The 20,188-nt window shown below is 53.4% G+C and carries 18 protein-coding genes and 1 pseudogene; 8 read left to right on the top strand and 11 right to left on the bottom strand.

Annotated features, from left to right (window positions below):
* Window positions 1–22: 22 nt before the first annotated feature.
* Entirely contained in the window at window positions 23–730 is a 708-nt protein-coding gene (locus HRQ63_RS16790; RefSeq protein ID WP_172245834.1) for an FAD-dependent oxidoreductase, read from the bottom strand.
* A gap of 170 nt (window positions 731–900) precedes the next feature.
* Window positions 901–1,230 carry a winged helix-turn-helix transcriptional regulator gene (locus HRQ63_RS16795; protein ID WP_172245836.1) on the bottom strand — a complete coding sequence of 110 codons (330 nt, stop codon included), beginning with the start codon at window positions 1,228–1,230 and terminating at the stop codon, window positions 901–903.
* Window positions 1,231–1,419: 189 nt separating this feature from the next.
* On the opposite strand from HRQ63_RS16795, the gene HRQ63_RS16800 reads away from it, so the two are divergent.
* Together HRQ63_RS16800 and HRQ63_RS16805 are read left to right on the top strand one after the other, a co-directional pair.
* Window positions 1,420–2,325 carry a DsbA family oxidoreductase gene (locus tag HRQ63_RS16800; RefSeq protein WP_172245838.1) on the top strand — a complete coding sequence of 302 codons (906 nt, stop codon included), beginning with the start codon at window positions 1,420–1,422 and terminating at the stop codon, window positions 2,323–2,325.
* Between the two features lie 428 nt (window positions 2,326–2,753).
* Complete coding sequence (locus tag HRQ63_RS16805) at window positions 2,754–4,115, top strand: glucoamylase family protein (protein ID WP_172245840.1); 1,362 nt, start codon at window positions 2,754–2,756, stop codon at window positions 4,113–4,115.
* Between the two features lie 419 nt (window positions 4,116–4,534).
* Here the strand turns inward: HRQ63_RS16805 and HRQ63_RS16810 are convergent, their stop codons facing one another.
* Entirely contained in the window at window positions 4,535–4,792 is a 258-nt protein-coding gene (locus HRQ63_RS16810; protein WP_172245842.1) for a DUF6953 family protein, read from the bottom strand.
* An 84-nt stretch (window positions 4,793–4,876) separates the two neighbouring features.
* Window positions 4,877–5,224, bottom strand: coding sequence for a DUF4870 domain-containing protein (locus HRQ63_RS16815; RefSeq protein ID WP_172245844.1), 348 nt, complete (start codon window positions 5,222–5,224; stop codon window positions 4,877–4,879).
* A 275-nt stretch (window positions 5,225–5,499) separates the two neighbouring features.
* On the opposite strand from HRQ63_RS16815, the gene HRQ63_RS16820 reads away from it, so the two are divergent.
* The 3 genes from HRQ63_RS16820 to HRQ63_RS16830 all read left to right on the top strand — a co-directional run bounded on the left by HRQ63_RS16820 (window position 5,500) and on the right by HRQ63_RS16830 (window position 7,065).
* Window positions 5,500–5,925, top strand: coding sequence for a MarR family winged helix-turn-helix transcriptional regulator (locus HRQ63_RS16820; RefSeq protein ID WP_172245846.1), 426 nt, complete (start codon window positions 5,500–5,502; stop codon window positions 5,923–5,925).
* A gap of 125 nt (window positions 5,926–6,050) precedes the next feature.
* A complete protein-coding gene (locus HRQ63_RS16825) occupies window positions 6,051–6,689 on the top strand; it encodes a nitroreductase family protein (protein WP_172245848.1) in 639 nt (212 codons plus the stop codon).
* Between the two features lie 79 nt (window positions 6,690–6,768).
* Window positions 6,769–7,065, top strand: coding sequence for a putative quinol monooxygenase (locus HRQ63_RS16830; protein WP_172245850.1), 297 nt, complete (start codon window positions 6,769–6,771; stop codon window positions 7,063–7,065).
* A 105-nt stretch (window positions 7,066–7,170) separates the two neighbouring features.
* Here HRQ63_RS16830 and HRQ63_RS16835 read toward each other — a convergent pair whose 3' ends face one another.
* The 3 genes from HRQ63_RS16835 to melA form a co-directional block, all read right to left on the bottom strand.
* Window positions 7,171–7,497 (bottom strand): hypothetical protein, encoded by a 327-nt coding sequence (locus HRQ63_RS16835; protein ID WP_172245852.1) that lies wholly within the window; start codon window positions 7,495–7,497, stop codon window positions 7,171–7,173.
* A gap of 179 nt (window positions 7,498–7,676) precedes the next feature.
* Window positions 7,677–8,714 (bottom strand): C40 family peptidase, encoded by a 1,038-nt coding sequence (locus HRQ63_RS16840; protein ID WP_229714236.1) that lies wholly within the window; start codon window positions 8,712–8,714, stop codon window positions 7,677–7,679.
* 436 nt (window positions 8,715–9,150) lie between these two features.
* The gene (gene melA, locus HRQ63_RS16845; protein ID WP_172245854.1) at window positions 9,151–10,479 is read right to left on the bottom strand and encodes an alpha-glucosidase/alpha-galactosidase; all 1,329 of its coding nucleotides are present in this window, start codon (window positions 10,477–10,479) and stop codon (window positions 9,151–9,153) included.
* 289 nt (window positions 10,480–10,768) lie between these two features.
* Here melA and HRQ63_RS16850 point away from each other — a divergent pair, with 289 nt between their 5' ends.
* Window positions 10,769–11,608, top strand: a complete 840-nt coding sequence (locus HRQ63_RS16850) for an AraC family transcriptional regulator (protein ID WP_172245856.1) — start codon at window positions 10,769–10,771, stop codon at window positions 11,606–11,608.
* 393 nt (window positions 11,609–12,001) lie between these two features.
* Here HRQ63_RS16850 and HRQ63_RS16855 read toward each other — a convergent pair whose 3' ends face one another.
* The gene (locus tag HRQ63_RS16855) at window positions 12,002–12,781 is read right to left on the bottom strand and encodes a helix-turn-helix domain-containing protein (protein ID WP_172245858.1); all 780 of its coding nucleotides are present in this window, start codon (window positions 12,779–12,781) and stop codon (window positions 12,002–12,004) included.
* A gap of 449 nt (window positions 12,782–13,230) precedes the next feature.
* On the opposite strand from HRQ63_RS16855, the gene pyk reads away from it, so the two are divergent.
* A complete protein-coding gene (gene pyk / locus HRQ63_RS16860) occupies window positions 13,231–14,649 on the top strand; it encodes a pyruvate kinase (protein WP_172246149.1) in 1,419 nt (472 codons plus the stop codon).
* Between the two features lie 299 nt (window positions 14,650–14,948).
* Window positions 14,949–16,247, top strand: coding sequence for an N-acetylmuramoyl-L-alanine amidase family protein (locus HRQ63_RS16865; RefSeq protein WP_172245860.1), 1,299 nt, complete (start codon window positions 14,949–14,951; stop codon window positions 16,245–16,247).
* Window positions 16,248–16,524: 277 nt separating this feature from the next.
* On the opposite strand, the gene HRQ63_RS16870 is transcribed toward HRQ63_RS16865, so the two are convergent.
* The 3 genes and pseudogenes from HRQ63_RS16870 to HRQ63_RS26425 form a co-directional block, all read right to left on the bottom strand.
* Window positions 16,525–18,195: an ATP-binding response regulator gene (locus HRQ63_RS16870; protein WP_172245862.1), complete on the bottom strand. Its 1,671-nt coding sequence runs from the start codon at window positions 18,193–18,195 to the stop codon at window positions 16,525–16,527.
* 223 nt (window positions 18,196–18,418) lie between these two features.
* Complete coding sequence (locus HRQ63_RS26420; protein WP_268239484.1) at window positions 18,419–18,868, bottom strand: methyl-accepting chemotaxis protein; 450 nt, start codon at window positions 18,866–18,868, stop codon at window positions 18,419–18,421.
* A 69-nt stretch (window positions 18,869–18,937) separates the two neighbouring features.
* Window positions 18,938–19,972 (bottom strand): annotated as a pseudogene (locus tag HRQ63_RS26425) (PAS domain-containing protein); the annotation flags it as partial.
* Window positions 19,973–20,188 lie beyond the last annotated feature (216 nt).

The raw sequence follows: 20,188 nt of genomic DNA on the forward strand, positions 1-20,188 counted from the left end.
CGAAAATTAGACCCAACGGCGATCAGTACCCGAAAAAGGCATCTTTTACGATATTCCGTTTCGGTATCTTCTTATTTTGCAGATAAACGGTCACGGCGTCCACCATCGACTTCGGACCGGCCACAAAATATCGTCCGTCCGCATGCAGCGTCGCGTACCGATCCAGTTCCGCGTGCAGCTCGTCTCGCAAGTTCAGATACTGGACGTCAACCGCGGAATCGGCCGCATACCCGTCCAACTCGCTTCGATAGATATGCGATTGCGCGCCGTCCAAATACAACAGCTTCACGGGACGCTCGCTCTGGGACTCCGTCAATTGCAGCTGTTGAAGCATGGAGCGAAACGGCGTAATCCCGATCCCGCCTGCCACGAAGAGAACAGGACCCTGTTCTTTCAGGTAAAAGGGGCCGAGCGGACCGCTCATGCTGACTTTCATCCCCGTCTTCAGTTCCGACAGCGCCCGTTTGAAATCGCTTGGACGCTCTGGGATTCGGGTTGTGATGCGTACGACATTCTCTGCCGGAGCCGACGATAAACTGAACGGCTTCGTCCCTTTTTTCATCTTTTTATGCGTAATCGTGAATAAGCCGTACTGCCCGGCCTTCCAACTCAGATCGTTTTCTTTTTCAAAAACAAAGGTGCGTACATCTTCCGCTTCCCGATAACTTTCCTTGAACAGCAACTCTCGTTTTTTGAATATTGGGATCAGATTATCGGCGAGAAAACTCATCTTCCATCTCCCTTCGTCATTGTTGAATACTTTAAGACACCATTTGGTGTCATTTTTATTATAAGACACCAAATGGTGTCCGGTAAAGATAAAATAAGTTCATATTTACGAGTATGCAAAAAGCCGAAACGCTGCAATTAAGCTGCTTTTCGGCTTTTCATTTTGAACAATCAGGATTCCGGCATATGCTTTCCGCCCCAGCTCACGATCGCTTCGATCAAAGGAACCAGCTCCTTGCCCGACTCCGTCAACGAATATTCGACCCGAAGCGGCGTCTCCATATAAGCTTCGCGGTGGACGATGCCGTAGGCGATCAATTCTTTGAGCGCATTGGTCAGCGTAGTCGCCGTGATGCCGCCCAGCTGCCTTTTCAACTCGTTGTACCGAATCGAATCCTGTTCCGATAACACGGCCAACAAAGGCAAATTCCATTTCCCGCCCACGACTTGAAAAGAAAACGTGGCCGGACAAAGTTTATTGATATCGAATTCGTATTTCATCGGGACCTCCTGTTCGCGGCGTACCGGTATCTTTTTGAATACCTGGTACGAAAAAAGACAGTAATTGAACTCTATATTCCAAGTCTTATAATTGTACTACGTAAGGTAAATAAAGTTGATATATTTTACACTCCAAATAAAAAATACTGATATACGCGGATGCCAGCCATCACGGGAGGAGTTTTGACAATGAGCAACAATATGTTTTGCGACTTGAACACGGGGGTCTGCGGACCTGCAAACGAAGAAGAGAACACGGGGCTGATCGACTTCACGCCGCAAACTCCGAAAATGACTCTGTATTACGTGACCGATCCGATCTGCTCGCATTGCTGGGCTTTAGAGCCCGTGCTAAATCGCTTTGTTCATCAATATGGTCAGCATTTCAACTTCAATGTCGTGATGGGCGGATTGCTGCCAAGCTGGCACGGATTCGGAGATAGCGCCAACGGTATTCAAAAACCTTCCGATGTCGCCGGACACTGGAGAGAAGTCGGCGAGCATTCCAGAATGCCGATCGACGGAAGCGTTTGGTTGGATAACCCGCTTCAATCGTCCTTCCCTCCGTCGCGCGTGTTCAAAGTCATCCAAAGCCGGCACCCGGGCAAAGAACAAGGGTTCCTACGCAAAGCCCGGGAACACTTATTTGCCTTTAACGAAAACATTGCCGAAGATAGCGCCATGATCCGTATTGTTGACGAGATCGGCCTGGACGGCAATGCCATTGTTGAAGAAGCCTCTAGCGAATCCGCTCAAGACCTGTTGGAAGAAGACTTTGCCCTCGCGTCCCGTCTTGGCGTGCGCGGCTTCCCGACGATCATCATCATGAACGAAGAGAACCGGGGCGTGAAGATTGTAGGCGCGCAACCACTCGATACTTACGTTAAAGGGTTGGAATCCGTACTCAAGGAAAAGCCAGTTTCGGCCCCGGTGCCTGCGCTTACTGAATGGTTCTCCGGCAAGGAGCACTTATTCGCCAAAGAAATCGAAGTGATGTACGATCTACAACCGGATCATACTGAAGCTTTTATCGCCGAACAGTTGAGCAACAAACCGTATCATGTTCAACATGTACTGGGCGAACTGTATATCTGAAAATCATTCGACGTAAAATGAACGAAGCACTGTCCGCGATCAACCATTGGGGGAGCGGCTGCGGGAGAAATTGCCAGCATATGCTTCCGAAGTGAAATGCTTTACAAGACGCTGCCTCACTCGGCAAGTAGCCGGATGCAGGACTCAAGGCAGACACTTTCCGAGTTCAAAGGCGTCTTGATCTGAATTTTTCCCTCCGCCTGGGCGCTTCTGGCCCGGAACAGAATTCCCGAGGAGTTTTAACCGCCTTTTGGCGGTTTTTTTGTTGGCGACTTAAAGCCTTTCGAAAAGACATTCCGGAAACATAAGCTAACGAACTCGTCCCCGTCTCAAATCTATGAAAAACGTTTAATTTCCAAATGGGAGGCTTTTTATGGTATGATCGTCTACGAAACGTTTCGATTTCCAATTTGGAAAGGAGAAAAGTGATGAAAAAAGTGAAGATGTTCAGCTTTGTTCTAGCTTTCTGCCTGCTCGCCCATTTGTCGCTGGCGCCTGCCGCTTCCGCTCAGACGTCAAACAAACCTGCCGGTTTCACTTCTGAATTGAAAGCGCTCTCTAAGAAAACGTACAAGTATTTTAAAGATTTCACCGACGAAAAGACCGGGTTAACGTCCGACGAAGTCCGAATGAAAGGCAAAAACGACAAAGACGCAGAGGAAGCCAAGCGCACCTCGCCGACCAATATCGCCATGTACATGATGAGCACCGTTTCCGCGGAGGAGATGAAGCTTATCACGAAAAAAGAAGCCGTCTCCCGCCTGCAAACGACGCTCGGCACGCTGGAAAAGATGGATAAATGGAACGGCCTGTTCTACAACTGGTACAACACGGAAGACGCCACGGTCAAAAAAGACTGGGGACAGTTCATTTCCCAAGTCGACAACGGATGGATGTCCGCCGGTCTGATCGTGGTCGGCCAAGCTTATCCGGAATTGAACGCGCAGACAAGCAAACTCGTGGACGACATGAACTATACGACGCTGTACGATCCCGAAGTCGGCCAATTCCGCGGCGGTTACGACGCAGCCAAAGGCGAGCTGACCGAACATCATTACGGAACGTTCTATACCGAACCGCGCGTCGCCAGCTATATCGCGATCGGCAAAGGCGACGTTCCGCAGGATCATTGGTGGAAAATGTACCGAACGATGCCGCAGGAATGGGATTGGCAATCTCAAATCCCCGAAGGCAAAATCGTCAATTATGACGGCGTGGACGTGTTCGAAGGCAGCTACAGCTATCAAGGTCAGAAATTCGTTCCAAGCTGGGGCGGCAGCATGTTCGAAGGCCTGATGCCCGGCATCGTGATCAAGGAACAGGATCTGGGCACGCAAGCCTTGGGCTTGAACAACCAACGCCACGTCGACCTGCAAATCGCGTTCGCCAAAGAAAAAGGCTATCCGGCCTGGGGCTTCTCGCCTTCCGCGACCGTTGACGGATACAGCGAGTTCGCCGCGACGCCGCTCGGCATCTCGGGCTACGAAAACAGCTCGACCGTAACCGCGCACGCCAGCTTCCTGGCTTTGGATTACGCGCCGAAAGAAGTCCGCGAAAATATCAAAGCGCTGAAAAAGCTGAACATGTCCGGCAAATACGGCCTGTACGATTCCGTCAATCTGGAAACCAAGGAAGTCGCCAAAGCTTACCTGGCCCTGGACCAAGGCATGATCATGGTCTCCATCGCCAACTACGTCAAAGACGGCGTTATTCGCGATTATTTCCACAGCGACCCGATCGCGCAAAAGCCGGAAGAGTTGCTGAAAAAAGAAGTGTTCTCGATCCAATAATGCCGAACCGAAAAAAGGATTTTCGAGCCATCGAAAATCCTTTTTTTCTGTTACCTATGATCTTAATCTCTTAAAATTGGAAAGTACAAACTCCAAAAATCAAAAGTCACTACGATCCATTAAGCACCAAGAAGACTGCCCTAAGCCAATTTATCCTTATCCCTTATTCCCTCCCCTCCTGCCTCCCAACGAAGAATCAGCCTTTTCCCGCCGACTTTTCACTTTGTCTTGGAAAACGTCCCGCCCCGCTAAACGTGCCGATGGGCAGAGGGGGAGTTCGCGGAGAGAGCCTTTGCAACACGCGAACGCAGCGAACTCCCCCGACGCCCGCTCCTCCCAAGTAACCCTCACCGCAGTTCAGACGTTTTCCGAGACAAAACAAAAAGCCGCCGGGAATCCCCAGCGGCTTTCTTCGTGTCTCACCCGATCCACGCCCACATAAACCCGTCCCGATCCCAGGCGATCTGCCCGCGATGCAGCTTGCGGAATTCCTTTTTCACTTCTTTCTCCAACGAAGCATTCTTGTTCTCGTTGACGAAAATGAATGCTTCCCCGAAGTGTTCGCGAACGTGGGCGATCGCTTCTTCCTGCCTCAGGATGCCGCGGAAACGAATTTCCCCGACCATCCATTCGGCTACCTGCTTGGCGGTCGTTTCCGCCTGTTGATTGTCGCTCATGAAGATCCTCCTGAATCCGTCCGCCGCGTTATCGCTTCATGCGCCGCGGACGCCTTTTCCCTTTACTATACCAGCTATTCGGGATTACTTCAGGATATCGACTTTAGGCATGAACGGCAGAGGTTGAACTTTGCCGTTTACCGCGTTCATGATCCCGATAACGAGGTAGACGATAACCGCGATGTTGAAGAACGGCATGACGATCCAACCGATGAACGGAATCAGGCTAAGCACGATGTTGCCCGCGATAATCGCCAGCAGCAGCAAAAGTCCCTGATTCGCATGATACATCGCAAAGCGCGAATTGCGGGCAGCCAGCAAAGGCAGGAAGAACAGGATATAAGCTAATGCCGCGATCGTCTTGTTCTCCTGAACGTCTTGCGAATGGGGATCGCCTTGCGGGTGGTACGGGTTTTGATTTTGGTTTTGCATGATTTGAACTCCTCTCGATTTTGAACTGCTTGATCTGCGGAAGGCCTGGACGCTTTGTACGTTGTATCGTTCAAGCGTGGTTATGTAGAAACAACGTGATGTTATGATCGTCGCCTGTTGTCTAAGCGGATATACGCCCAAATAATGGCATGGTTTCATTTGCTTCGCAAGATTTTTTAATTAGGTACTTGCTTTTCTTCAGCAGACCCGTTATATTGATTGACAGATCAATGTTTGACCCATCAATCATTTTATCAAGAAAGGGGAGGCTGCGAATGTGTCCGGTCACGCCTGAAGCGTCCATCGTAGAGAGACTTCAATTATTAAATAATCGAATCGGCACGGCTTTTTCCGGCTGTGCGGGGATTAGCGCGACTCGCTTCCGGCTGCTGCAAGAGCTGTTTGCCGCCGAAGAAGTCGGTCAAACCGCTCTTCAAAAGTCGCTCGGGATCGACGGTGCCGCCGTTACTCGCCACCTGAAGCAGCTCGAAGCCAAAGATTTCGTCAGTCGGCGCAATTGTCCTGACGATAACCGCGTGACTTTAGTCCATCTTACCGAACGCGGACGCGAGCATATCGACGAATTCGTGCAGGAAAAGTCGCGTTTGATCGAAAATCTGTTCGACGGCTTCGATGCCGAGGAACGCAAAGCGCTGGCGAATATGCTGGAACGCATGCATCGCAACGCCGAGACCCTTTAATTCATTGCGCGGATCGATAAATTCGTCGCAATTATGACATGTGCGCGAGCAGCGAATAACTTGCGCACATGCCCGGTTCGCTCGAAAAGCCCCATATAATCCATTTGAAAAGGAGCTGCCAACCCATGAGCAGTGTACAAAAAACCCAAGATTTCCTGGAAGTTCTGAAAAGCCGCCGTTCCGTTCGTTACTATGATCCTACCGTCAAAATCAGCCGCGAAGAAATGACGCAAATGCTGGAAGAAGCTACTCTGGCTCCTTCTTCCGTGAACATGCAGCCTTGGCGTTTTGCCGTCATCGAAAGCCCGGAAGCCAAAGCCAAACTTCTTCCGCTCGCTAAGTTCAACGGCAACCAAGTCGAGACGTCTTCCGCTGTACTGGCCGTATTCGGCGACCTGAACTTCGTCGAATTCGCGGACGAAATCTTCAGCAAAGGCGTAGAGCTCGGCTATATGCCTCAAGAAGTCAAAGATCAACAAATGGCAGCTTACATTCCGCTGCTCAGCGGCATGCCGACCGAAATGAAACGCGATTCCGTCCTGATCGACGCAGGCCTGGTTTCGATGCAATTCATGCTGGTCGCTCGCGCGCACGGTTATGACACGAACCCGATCGGCGGCTACGACAAAGAAAAAGTAACCGAAGCTTTCGGCTTCGATCCGGCCCGTCACGTTCCGGTTATGCTGATCTCGATCGGCAAAGCCGCTAAAGAAGGTCACTCTTCCTCGCGTCTGGACGTCGCTCGTACGACAGAGTGGCACTAAGATTATCGCAAACCGGGACGCGTCCCGACTTTAATTGATGCAGTCTGCATTGATGAAATTCGACAAGGAGGATTACGACATGATTATTATCCACGCAACTTTCCACGTGAATCCGGCCAAAGAAGCCGAATTCGTAAACGAACTGGCTCCGCTGGTGAGCGCATCTCAAGCCGAGGAAGGCAATATCGCTTACGACCTGCACAAATCGGTAGCCAAAGAAAACGTCTATACGATGGTTGAAGTATGGCGCGATCAAGAAGCGGTCGGCCTGCATAACAGCAGCGAGCATTTTCAAGCATTCGTGGCAAAAGCCAAAGACTACCTGACGGCTCCGCTCGATGTTCAAGCGTTCGAAGGACAACCGCTTAACGCGTAAGCCGGGATGCGGAAAAACTTTTTAACGCAATGAAACGAACTCCAAAAAAGCCCCCGTCGGCCGTTAATCGGCTGACGGGGGCTTTTCGGCCTACTCGATCCATTCTTAATAGAAACGACGCTGCTCGTTGCCGCGAGTTTCACGCTGCTGTCCGCTCAAAGCGTTGATCACCAACACGATACCGCTCACCAAGTGCATGACCCAACCCAAGATCGGAATCCATGCCAACGCCGAAGTCACCATACCCAAGATCGGGCCGTAAAAAGGGACGCGTTCGCGGGCCGCGAACACCAACGTAACCAGATGGAACAAGAACATGAATCCGAGCGCCGTATATCCCGTTCCCAATACGAACGCTCCGCCCAAGACCGGAATCGCGAGCAGCAGCTCGAACACGGCTCCGACAAGCAGCAGAATCCTTGACAATTTCATGTGCATTCTCTCCTATCGATATAAAATAGAGTCGTGCGCGGGCGTCGAGTCGACCGACGGTTCCGCGCGCTTCCCAAATGAATGATCGCGACTTTTCATGCTTTCTACTACGAGGCACCGGGAGAAGAGTTTCTTTTTTTTTCAAATTTTATCTTTTGCCGAACCAAGCCGTACAGCGACTACTCGTTCAGATAACGTCTGGCTCCTGCGAACTCATTGGCATATCCGGCTGCGGAAATCGGAATGATCTCCACCGTTTTGCCCGCCTTCGGCGAATGCATCATCTTCCCGTCCCCGATATACATCGCGACATGATGCACTTTGCCTTTCCCGTTGTTATGCGCGAAAAACATCAAGTCGCCCGGCTGCAAATCAGCCTTTGTTACGGCTTTACCCGCTAATGCTTGCTCCGAAGCGTCGCGCGGCAGCAAAATGCCGTAATACGCGTAAATTGCTCCCGTAAAGCCGGAGCAGTCAAATCCGTAAGCCGACGTTCCCGCCCACAGATAAGGAAGTCCGAGGAACATTTTGCCCGTCTCGACCAGCTGAGCTCCGGTCGGCTGCGTTTCCGCTTTGCCGACAACGGCGATCTTCGCGTCTTCGGCGCGCAGACGCGCAATGCCGTGCTGCGGCGTGCGTACCTCAATCCACTGGCCTTTCTCGGACGTTACAGGAAGACGCGTACCGAAACTCAGGTCCAGCAGTTTACTTTTCCCGTCCGCCTTGTACAAGGTTGAAGTTTTTTCGCTCACGACCGCTTCCTTGCCGGAAGTACGCGACCACTCGGAGGCCGGCACGGATTTCAATTGCACGGTCGGCAGCCAGCCCGGATAGCCGTAACGGCTTTTGGACGTGGATTGATCGGTCACGACGACCTGCGACCAGCTTCCTTTGGTTTGTACGATTTTGACTTCGCGCCCGTACAACGCTTGCGTCTCGGTCTTGCCCGTTAACCATCTGCGCTTTTCGGTCGTGTTCATCGCGGCGGTCCAGGCGACCATATCGACAGGCGCCGTCAAAGAAGGAGCATCCAGCTTGCGCGTGATTCCCGGCGTTTTCCAGAGTGTCGCTACCGAGACGCCGATGACCGTTTTGGTTTTGGATGAAGAGCTTGCGGATGCCGCTGCCTCGGCAGTTCCGGTGCCTGGAGCGGATAAGATCGGTAACAGCAGCAGGATCGCCAGCAGGGCCAGGGACATTTTTTTTACGATGTTCATGAAGTTGAAGTCCTCGTTTCCGGATTGATTTTGAAAAAGCCTACTTTAGATTTGACCCCAGTTTACCAAAAGCGTTGCGGAAAAGCAGTCAAAAACGGCAAAAAAGCCTGCGCTTAGGCAGGTTTTCAGGCTGTACTCGAAAGTTACTTCGGCGGGGGAAGCGAGACGACTGCGAGAGAAATTCGTTCAATTCGCTGTCTCACTCGGAAAAATGGAATGAAATTTGAATGGAAGTTTTCCGAGTTCAAAGGCGTCTTTCACTGAATTTCTCTCTCCGTCTTCTCGCTTCCAGCTGCGTCGGACTTTCTCGACATGTTGAAAACCTAGCCGTGGCAGGCTTTTTGCTTTTTGGCGAAAGCTATAAACATATAAAGAGATAAAGAGATGGCTTAACGTGCTCGGCTAACAAGATTAGCAGTTAGGGGAATACTGTCTTTTATCGAATCGCGGATGCCGTTTCGCGGCGGGCGTCGAATTGCGGCAGCCAGTCGCCGTGGGCTTCGATCAGGTCGTCGCAGAGCGATACGATATCGTCGATCGACAGCTCGGCGGCCGTATGCGGGTCGAGCAGCGCGGCGTGGTAGACATGCTCTCTTTTCCCCGTCAAAGCCGCTTCGATCGTCAGGCGCTGCGTGTTGATGTTGGTCTGGTTAAGCGCCGCAAGCTGCGGAGGCAGGGCGCCCACATAGGTCGGATTCACGCCGGAAGCGTCGACCAGGCAAGGCACTTCGACGCACGCGTCCTGCGGCAGGTTCGTGATCAGGCCGTTGTTCATGACGTTGCCCGCGATCTTGAACGGTTTGTCCGTCTCCATCGCTTCCAGAATATGCGAAGCGTATTCGAGACTGCGCGTATGCGTCAACGATTCGCTTTCCATCAAGCCGTCGCGCACCTCGCCCCATTCGCGGATCTGGTTGATGCAGCGGCGCGGATACTCGTCGAGCGGAATATTGAAGCGTTCGATCAGCTCGGGATAATTCTTTTTGATGAAATACGGATGGTATTCGGCGTTATGCTCGGACGACTCCGTGACATAGTAACCGAACCGGTTCATCAGCTCGTAGCGCACCATGTCGTGATGTTTTTCCTTCTGCTTTTCGGCCGCGCGGCGTTTGATCTCGGGATAGAGATCTTCCCCGTCGCGAGTCACTTCGAGCAGCCAGGCCATATGGTTGATGCCCGCGATTTTCGCCCGCACGTTCGTCGTATCCATATCCAGATTCTCGAACAAGCCCGGAATGCAGTGCTGAACGCTGTGGCACAATCCGACGGTTTTGATGCCGCCCGCCGTGTTCATGACAGTCGTCAGCACAGCCATAGGATTCGTATAGTTCAGGAACCAGGCGTCCGGACACACTTCGCGCATATCGGCGGCGATGTCCAGCATGACCGGGATTGTGCGAAGATTACGGAAAATGCCCCCGATGCCGAGCGTGTCCGCAATCGTTTGCCGGAGTCCGTATTTTTTCGGCACTTCGAAGTCGGTAATCGTACAAGGATCGTAGCCGCCGACTTGGATCGCGTTAATGACGTATTTCGCGTCTTGAAGCGCCTGCTTGCGATCTGTGTAGGATTTGATTTCGCATTGGCTGTTCGCTGTGTTTTTCATGGCACGAAGCAAGGTCTCGGATTCTTGCAGGCGCTGCGGATTAATGTCGTAAAGCGCCAATTCGAAATTTTGAAGCGCCGGCGTCAGCATGATATCCCCCAATACATTACGCACAAAAACCGTGCTTCCTGCGCCGATAAACGTGATTTTGTTCATTTTCTTCCGCCTCCTTATTGGTGGTTCGTCGATGTCTTCACTATAACGGTAACGCTTACAAGAAGACATGGAGTAATGGAAGGTTTCTTTGTTATAATGTAAGAATAAAGATCGTCACCTCAATTAGCGACTTCAAATAACGAGGATCGAAAGCCGGACGGTCCAACCGGCTTTCAATCCTTTCCCGGGAGCGGCTTCAATCGAACGATGTTTGTTCCCAAGTATACGCTTCGTCAAGCTCCCGGGAACGATTCTAATCGAATTTGGTAAATGAAAGGAGCCCTATGCCATGCCTGCCGAACAATTCACCCACACTTCCGAGGAAACCCGCATGCAGAGCGAGCTTTCCCTGCTCTTCTACGGTCGCGAGGAATGCGCCCCTGCCCACTCTTGGGGCCCCGCGCTGCGCGATGCTTTCATTCTTCATTATATCTACAGCGGCAAAGGCATCTTTCGCTCCGAAGGACGCGAATATCCGCTTTCGGCCGGGCAAGGTTTCCTGATCGTGCCCGATACGCTCGTTCACTACGAGGCGGACGCCGACGATCCGTGGGTATACGCCTGGGTGGGACTGCGCGGACTGCATGTCCGCGCGCTATTGGAGCGGGCCGGGCTGACGGCCGGTTCACCGGCATACGCGGCGGCGGACGTGTCGCCGTTCGAGCGCTTTTACGCCGGGCTGCTCGAGGCACGCGAGCAGCCCGGCGGCGACCTGCTGGTGCAGGCGGAGGTCTACCGCCTGCTGGCTGCGCTGGTCGCCGGCGCGCCGAAGCAATCGGCGCGCGCCAATACGCCTCCCCCGGCGAGGGAGGCGCATTTGTCCAAGGCGGCCGCCGTGATCGAGAACGGCTACAGCCGCAAGCTCGGCGCTGAAGATATCGCCAGCGCCGTAGGGCTCGACCGGACTTACCTGTCGAGCCTGTTCAAGAACGCCTACGGCGTTCCGCTTCAGACCTTCCTGCTGCAATACCGCATGCGCCGCGCGCGGGAGCTGCTGCGCAATCCGTCGCTTTCCGTCAGCGACGTCGCAAGATCCGTCGGCTATCCCGATCCGTTCCTCTTTTCCAAGATGTTCAAACGCGTCTGCGGCGTATCGCCGACTGCTTACCGCGAGCAGCCGGAGCCGTAACCCCTCGTACCGAAGGCAGATGAATGCCTGCAAATCTCCATTTATTTTCGTCTTTTCTGTTCATTCGGAAAAAATAAAAGCATATATCCATTTAAATCAGGCTGTTTACGCTTGATTGCGATGTATCGCTCTAAATAACTGGACATATGCAGGTATTTGTTTTTCTCATTCTTATATTTTCGGATTAACTGGACTTTCGTATTTATTTCAATGTTATATGGCGCAGATGCGCAGATGTCCGGCAAATGACTCGCACGCTGATCGTATTTCGATATGAGGTTTACTTTCGGATATAGTCTTTCGGCTTTCAAAAAGGCCAACGGCTTCAGGTCGCGGCAATGACAACCCACCTGCCCAGCTCGAACAGACACGCTATTCCTCGATCTATACCGATTAATCCCGCCGATCCTTCAACAGCGCCGAAGGCGAATCGCCCGTGATCTTTTTGAACATCCGGTAAAAATACGAGACGTCTTTATAACCCAGAAACTCCGCGATCTCCGCCGCGTTCAGCCTGGACTCTTCCAGCATGTAGACGGCGCGCTTCATCCGCTGCCGATGCACGCATTCGCTGATCGTGCGCCCGGTCACTTCCTTGAACAGCGAAGCGGCATAGTTCGGCGTTCGGTCGATGACCTCGCCGAGCACTTCTTTGGTGATCTTTTCCCGGTAATGCCGCTCCACATGCCGCTTCATATGTTCGACGTGCCGCTGCTTCTCGCTTTGGATCAAGCCGCGGTCGAATTCCCGGCTGATATCGATCAGCAGCTCCGTCAAGATCGACTGCGCCATTAGCTCATAGTACGACGGCCGATCATTCCATTGTTCACGCAAAATACGAATTCGTTCGTGAACCGACTCGTAGCGCCCCAGCCGCCTTTTATAAGGCCGATCATGTCGAAGCAAGGGTAGCGCTCCTGCATCCTCCGCCGATACGCTGAATCCGACGACCGTTTTCGTATGCGTCAGCGTCGGCACGCTTTTCCCGTAGTAGGGAGTATGCGCCGGAATCAGCAGGACGTCGCCCCGTTCCATAATATTTCGTTCTCCGTCCACCCAGTAGATGCATTTTCCGTATGTCGCCAGTGTAAGCAAATAACAATCTTTTCCCGTCTCGGCTTGTTCGTACCATTCCGCCCCGTTGTCCTGATGCACGTCTTCCACTTTCGGCATAAGCGTTTTCCTCTCATCGTACTTTTGATTACTTTGACCACGCTCATCAAGTAAATTCATGCTCGAATCGAAGCCTTCACGCTTTAGGAAGGCTTCGCCGCGTTGATCCGCAGATTCGAGATGGTCATCGTACTATGTTTCCTACATTGTACTATATGTCATTTCATCCTGCCTGCCCCGGCGGTACAATAACGTTAAAAGGTTGTTGTAAGCGCCAATCAATCCGTGAATAACGGGTATACAATAAAAGAGCGAATCCGGTGCGCATTCTTGCTCGGCTGCTGCGTTTGCGTCGAATCCTTTTCTCCTTTCGGGAAAAAATCGACTCTGCGTTTCGTCCGCAGAAGAAAAGCGCCCCGATCTTCCCGACGCCGAGCACGTGATGATCTTCAAGCTTCGGGAGGAACAACAACCCCCAAGCTCAAGAAAACCCGAGGAGGCTTTTACCGATTATGAAAACCAAGATTGTATGTACCATGGGACCTGCTTGCGATACTGTCGAAATGCTGAAGGAAATGATTACGTCCGGCATGACCGTTGCCCGTCTGAACATGGCGCACGGCGAACCGGCCGACCATAGCGAACGTATTCGCAAAGTCCGTCAAGCCGCAGCCGAGCTGAACACCTTCGTACCGATCATGATGGACATCAAAGGACCGGAAGTGCGCATCGGCAAACTGCAAGACGAATTCGTTCAATTGGACGCAGGCAGCCAACTGATCCTCACGACCGAACCGGACGTTCTCGGCACGGCAGATCGCATCGGGGTTAACTATCCGAAGCTGAACGAAGACGTAAAAGTCGGAGACCGCATCCTGATCGACGACGGCCTGATCGCGCTGGACGTACTGAAAATCGAAGGCGGCGAAATCTACTGCACGATCTTGAACGGCGGACGCCTGAAACCTCGCAAGGGCGTGAACCTGCCGGGCGTTAAAACAAGCCTGCCGGGCGTAACCGAGCGCGACGTGATGCATATCAACTACGGCCTGAGCGAAAACGTTGAAATTATCGCGGCTTCCTTCGTGCGTAAAGGCGAAGACATTCGCGAGATCCGCCGCATCCTTGCCGAAAAAGGCGCCGAGCACGTTCAGATCATCTCCAAGATCGAAAACCAAGAAGGCATGGATAACTTGGACGATATTATCGAAGCATCCGACGGCATCATGGTGGCCCGCGGCGACCTGGGCGTCGAAGTGCCGGTACAAGACGTTCCTGCCGCGCAAAAGCTCATGATCGACAAATGCAACCTGGCAGGCAAGCCGGTTATCGTGGCGACGCACATGCTGGAATCGATGCAAGTGAACCCGCGCCCGACGCGTTCCGAAGTCAGCGACGTGGCGAATGCGGTTCTGCAAGGCGCCGACTGCGTCATGTTGTCCGGCGAATCCGCCGCGGGTAAATACCCGCTGGAATCGGTTCGCACGATGGCGGCTGTTGCAGCCAAAGCCGAAACGATGATCGACTATGACGTACAATTCAACAGCAAACGCGCTCTGCACCTGAACGACATTACCGAAGTGGTCAGCCAAAGCTCCGTTAACGCTTCGCTCGTTCTCGACGCGGCAGCCCTGATCATTTCGACGGAGTCCGGCTTCACGGCGCGCATGATCTCCAAGTACCGCCCGAAAGCTCCGATCATCGCGGTGTCCCAACATGAAAAAACGCTGCCGAAAATGAGCCTGTTGTACGGCGTTCTTCCCGTCAAAGGCGAAGCCGTAACCAGCACCGACGAAATGTTCGAAGCGGCTACGAAAAACGCGCTTGAAGCGGGCTACATCAAATCCGGCGATACCGTGGTTCTGTCCGCAGGTATTCCGATCGGGCAAACCGGCAACACGAACGTCATGAAAGTTCAACAAGTCTAAGCCTGCAAATACCGATTTCATTCAAAGTCCTGTCGGCGCCTATGCCGGCAGGGCTTTTTTTCGCTGGTTACATCCAAAAAATGAGTGACTCCTATGATGATTCCAATTTCGTCTAATCATTCAGACTTTTTCTGTTCTTTTTTTGAGCATATCGAACCATTTTTGCTGAAAAGCGCATCTTTTCTCGTCAAAACGGGTACTATGAAATGAAACTATGTGCATCGACGATACCGACTTTTAAATTTATTTATTTTTGCGATCGTTCCTTTATGAAAATGAACAATGCGGAGGTACATAATATGAATTCAATCAAACGTTCGGTGAGCGTAAGGCGAGATATTCAGGCGAAGGCGAGAAAAGTCGGCGAGCCGATTCCCGCTTTTCGACATAAAGGCCTGGCCTCGCTGACGCTGGCAGCCGGTATCGGTGCGGCCGTCTTGGCAGTTGCGCCAGGCGAAGCCCACGCAGACAATACCTATACCGCCAAAGTCTATACGGACTCATTGAACGTGCGCAGCACGGCAGGACCGGACACGCCAGTCGTCGGCTCGCTGCGCAGCGGCGATGTCGTAACGGTCACCGACGAAAACCTGGGCTGGCTTAAAGTTGAAAATGCTTCGACATCGGGCTGGGTAGCCGGTTACTATTTGAAACGCGAAAACGGCTCTTCAGCTTCGGCGACCGTAAATACCGCTTCTACGGCTTCTCGTTCTGCCGTTACAGGCTCGATCGCCGCTTCCAGCAGCGTCTCGACCGGCGCAAAAGCGCTGGTGACCGCCAATTCCGTCATTATTCGCAGCGGACCCGGCAAAAGCCACGACCTGCTCGGCTCCGCGAACCGCAATGATGCCGTAACCGTTTTGGATCAGCAAAGCGGCTGGTCGCGAATTCAGACTTCCTACGGCGCTTACGGCTGGATCTCCACGAAGTACCTCCAAGGCGGAGGCAGCGCCACCGTCAAAGCAGCGGTACAAACGCAAAAAGCGGTCAACGTCAGCACGGCGGCCGCTCAAAGCCCGAAAGCGAGCACGTCGGATATTCAATCGGGCAGCCTGCAAGGCAAACTGATCGTGCTCGATCCCGGACACGGCGGCAACGATCCGGGCACGATCGGCACGACGTACGGATTGGTCGAACAGGAATTAAACCTGCAAACGGCGATGTACGTACGCGACTATCTCGTTTCGCGCGGCGCCCGCGTCGAAATGACCCGGACCGAAAGCGGACAACGCCCTTCGCTGGCTTCCCGAGCGCAGCTCGCTCCTTCGCTGGGAGCGGACGCGTTCGTCAGCATCCACTACAATTCGGCATTGAGCGCTTCGTCCAACGGAACGCTGGTCTGCTTCTATTCCGAATCCAAAGACTTGGGACTGGCCCGCGCCATGGAAGCCCCGCTCAAAGGCGGCACCGGCATCCGCAGCAACGGACTGGCTTTCGGCAACTTCAAAGTCATCCGCGAAAACAGCGTCCCGGCCGTCCTGCTCGAAATGGGCTTCTTGTCCAACGCTTCCGACGAAGCCACCATCTCCAGCTCCGACTACCAAAAAAACGCCGCCAAAGCCATCGCCGACGGCCTCCAACTCTATTTTTCAAACTAAATAAAACTCCCAAGCACATTCTCTGCAAGTCAAAAAGCCCGACTCCAAGGAGTCGGGCTTTTTGCGTGTCCCGAAAGCCAAACGTAGCTGGAAGCCAGAAGACGGAGAGAGAAATTCAGTGAAGGAGCGATAGCGTTCGCCTTTGAAATAGGGAAAATACAAATAAAATTTCAATCCTTTTTCCCGATTTCAACACGCGACCGGAACGAATTTCTCTCGCAGTCTTCTCGCTTCCCCGCCCACGTAACTTTCAAGACAAGCCGAAAGCCCGACTCCTTCAAGGAGCCGGGCTTTGTTTGATTGCCGACAATGCGCTGTACAACTGGAATCGGCGCAGCGGCTTGAACACCGTAAAACGCACGTTGTCCAAGTCTTGCAAATCGGGCACCGTTCCGAGCGGAGCCAACAGGGCGACCGGCGGCGCTTCGGGGAGCGCGGCGATTCGGCGGGCCAGATCGAAAAAGTGCACGTCGAGCAGCACCAGATCGAAGCTGCCCCGCCCCAACCGTTCCAGAGCTGCTTCCGCCGTGCGCACGCCTACGGAAAAAGCGCCCCACTCGGACAATAATCGCTCAAGCACGGACAATGCCGAAGCGTTATCGTCGACACTGAGCACGCGCAGCCCGTCCAACCGAAGAGGCGCGGCCGCTCCCATATCGAATTCCGCATACGGAGCAAAAGGCAGCGCGACAAGGAACTCCGTTCCCAGCCCCGGTTCGCTGCTCACCGTAATTCGTCCGCCCATCAGTTCGATCAGGTTGCGCGTGATGACGAGACCGAGACCGGTTCCGCCGTAAATCACCTTGCTGTCGCTTTCGTGTACCTGATGGTAAGTCTGGAACAAGCCGTCCAGCTTGTCCGCCGCAATGCCGATTCCCGTATCGCGTACCGTGATCTCGAAGCGGACCTCGCCGTCCGCGCTTCGCCCGCTTTGACGGACCGCGACGAGAATCTGACCCTCGTGCGTGAATTTCACGGCGTTGCCGAGCAGGTTCAGCAAAATTTGCCGCAGCTTGCCGGCATCTCCCTGAACGAACATTGGCAGTCCGTCTTCCACGTCCAAAATCAGTTCAACCTTTTTTTCGATCGCGCGCGGAGCCATCAGCGAAGCCACATCCTCGATGGTGGAAACGGGATCGAACAAAGACACGTCGATGCTTTGCTTGCCGGCTTCGAGCTTGCTGAAATCCAAAATATTGTTCGCCAGCGTCAACAGGAACTCGTTGCTGGAACGAACCATATCGAGATACTGCTTCTGCTCTTGCGTCAGCTGCGTCGTCGCCAAAAGCTCCGACATCGCAATGCTTCCGTTGAGCGAATTGCGGATCTCGTGCGTCATGAAAGCCAAAAAATCGGCTTTCTGCTGCGTCGACTGTTTGGCGGCCTGAGCTTCTCCGCGATAAGCTTCCGCTATCTCTTCGACGTGACGCTTGTCTTCGACCAGCCGACCCAGATGCCGCAGGTCCGATTCGTTACGGCGCTCCAGCTCCGCGATGTAAGACAGGAACAACGCCATTGACGTTACCAACTCCAGATCCGCATCGGAAAAAGCGCCTTCGGCGCCCAAAGCGGCCAATCCGCCGAACTTTTGCCCGTTGGAGTACGAGATCGGGAAGCCGATCAAACCGTATTCGCCGGCGGCGTCCGTTCCGGTTCGCGTCCGGGATTGATCTTGGGTCAGCGGATGCTGGGACGTTTGCGGAATGACTACCGGCGTGTCCCAATGCGCTCCCGTCCAGTCAGTGAAATAAGCCGGATCAAAACGAATTTCCTGTCCTTCGACGACAATGATTTTATCGCGGTTGAATGCTTTGATGACCGTGCTGACCGAACCTTCGCTGGATACGACCATCACGGAAGCCGCGTTGAGACGATTGCTGAGCAGATCCACGACATGTCCGGCCGCTTCAGCGAAATTCCTGAAAAAATTCCGATTGCCGCCCGCCATTTTGGCACCTCCCGCTGGCCGGAGTAAGTAGCTGTATGCCTTCACTATAACTGAAAAACCAGACAAAAAAAACGCCCGAAGGCGTTATGAAATAATTATTTTCCTCCACTATCTATAAGGATGTTTTTTTTCGACTCTTCAGTTGTCATATTTCCTTACAACTGTTCAAAATCGCGGGATTTCCGCTCATTCGAACATTTTTGCGGTATCCGCTCCTAGCGGACTATCGCAGCGTTTCGGTGAACTGGACCAAGTCGTTCGCTTGGGCGCGCACTTCGACGATCGAAGCATTGACCTGCTGCGTCATCGCCGCTTGCGCACCGGTCAGCTCGGCCATCGCGCCGATATTGTTCAAGATACGGTCGATCTGCTCTTTCATCTCGTTCAAGCTGCTTCCGATGTTGCCGGTCGCTTCCGCGCTGTTCACGGCAAGCTTGCGCACTTCGTCGGCCACGACCGAAAAGCCCCGGCCGGACTCGCCCGCGCGCGCCGCCTCGATCGCCGCGTTCAGTCCGAGCAAATTGGTCTGTTCCGCCACTTCCTTGATAAAACTGGAGATATTCTGCGTTTCGTCGGCGCTCGTTTTGGCGCGATTGGCCGCTTTCGTCGATTTGTTTTGCATGTTCACCAGAGCCTGCGCGCCTTCGGCGATGGAGTCGATGCCGGTCACCATGTCTTCGATCGCCCGCGACAGCAGCGCGATTCGTTCGCCGACCCGATCGACCAACGCTTCCTTGTTTTTCTCCAGCGTAATTTCGCGCAGCGTTCCCGCCAAGCGCAGCGGCACGCCGTTCGCGTCGCGAACCGTCGCTCCGCTCGCCTTGTACCACAGATATCGTCCGTCCTTGTGGCGAAGACGGTATTCCTGATCCAGATCCGCGCGGCCGCTATAATCGTTCAAATAATCGGCCAAACCCTGCTGCGCCGCTTCCGCGTCCTCCGGATGCAGCTTCGAAGCCCAGCTGTCGAGACGGTTCGGAAGTTCTTCGACGCCGTTGTAACCGAGCATGCGCCGGAATTGGTCCGAGAACCAGATCTCGTTGCGCGGATTCACGGGATCGCCCGCAATGACCGTCATGTCCCACGGCGATTCCGTCAACGCCTGATTGATCAGATCGTAACGCGTCACCAGCCCGTCGAGCTCGTTTTCGCGCAGTTTCTTTTCGTGGATATCGAACAATGCGCCGACCACGCGAAGCGGAACGCCGCTCTCGTCGCGCGTGGTCGTGCCCGTCGCGCGGAACCAGCGATATTCGCCGTTTTTGAGCATCAGCCGATACTGAACGTCGTAAGGCGTGCGGCCCGAATGATCGTTCAAATGCGCCGCCAAGATGCCGACCACGCGTTCTTGCTCCTCGGGATGCAGACGCGAGGCCCAGCTGTCCAGAATATTGGGGAAATCGCGTTCGCCCGAGAAGCCGAGCATGCGCCGGAATTCGTCGCTCCACGTAAAGGCGTTGTTCGGATTGACCGGGTCGCCCGCGATAACGGTCATATCCCACAGTCCGACTTCGATCGCTTTCGAAACCAGGTTCAAACGAAGCTCGGCATCCGCCGTTTGCAGAGCGGACAGCCTGAGCGCCGCATTCAAATTTTCGGCGATTTCGCGCGCTTCTTCCGAAGCATGCACCGATTCCAACCGACCGACCGCCAAGCCTTGTTCGGCCCGTTTTCTGAGTTCCCGGCTTGCTTCGAGCAGCGAGGTAACGGGATTGATTCCGGCAGTTTTAAACAACATTGCGAGTTCCTCCTTGGATGTTCCGGCAGCACGGTGCATAACCCGCAGTTTTCCGGTCGATATTCGGCAGTTGCCGTTAAGCAAGCCAATAAGCTCTACTATAAACCATGATACCGGTCAAACCTAAAATCTTTCTGGCATATCGAAAAAGACGCCTGCATCCGGAGCGATTTAATCGAAAGGGCTCTATTTAAATTTTCGATTCTATGTTAAAGTTGTAAGTTGCATCACTCTGTCATTTTTCAATAAAAATTT

It is taken from the genome of Saccharibacillus endophyticus (assembly GCF_013185185.1).
Classification (GTDB): Bacteria; Bacillota; Bacilli; order Paenibacillales; family Paenibacillaceae; genus Saccharibacillus; species Saccharibacillus endophyticus.